This window comes from Micromonospora sp. LZ34, assembly GCF_052981855.1.
Map to the genome: position 1 here is coordinate 1 of NZ_JBRIQN010000182.1, position 524 is coordinate 524.

Here is a 524-nt window from a genome sequence, read left to right on the forward strand (position 1 = left end):
GAGCTGCTCTCGAAGAATGTCTGCGTGCCCACAGTGCTGGGCGAGCTCGCGCAGCACGTGGAGATACACCCACCGCAGCGGAACCGGGCCCCGCCGGTGCCCGTGAAGGATGTCGTCCAGACCCAGGGATGACGTCGCACGCCGTGATGCTTCGCAGGCTTCGCGGTGTGCGTGCTGGACGGTGGCGATCGTGTCGTCGTCATCGAGGATGAACGACTCGTCTGACGTCGCAGGGATGCCGATCTCAGCGCGCGACCGGCACGTGACGGCTTCGTCAAACCAGACCTTCTCGACGAAAGTCGCGTGCTTCACAAGACCCAGCAGCGTGGTCCGGGAGGCCACCAACGATCGGCGCACCTGTTCCTCTGTCAGCCCGTCCAAGCAGCCATTGAGCGCCCCGCGGTGCTCGTCGAGGAACGCCTCGATCTGGGCACGGGCTGGCTGTGCGACGACCTCGTCGGCGAAGGTAGGCGGGTAGGAAGGCATGGGCGAAGCATTCCAGACCGTCGCCCAGGAGCAACTAG

General features: G+C 65.5%; 1 protein-coding gene. It reads right to left on the reverse strand.

The window, feature by feature from the left end; all coding sequences use genetic code 11:
• On the reverse strand, positions 1-486 hold a 486-nt coding region (locus ACVCAH_RS38070; RefSeq protein WP_447141042.1), incomplete at its 3' end, for a DinB family protein.
• Positions 487-524 lie beyond the last annotated feature (38 nt).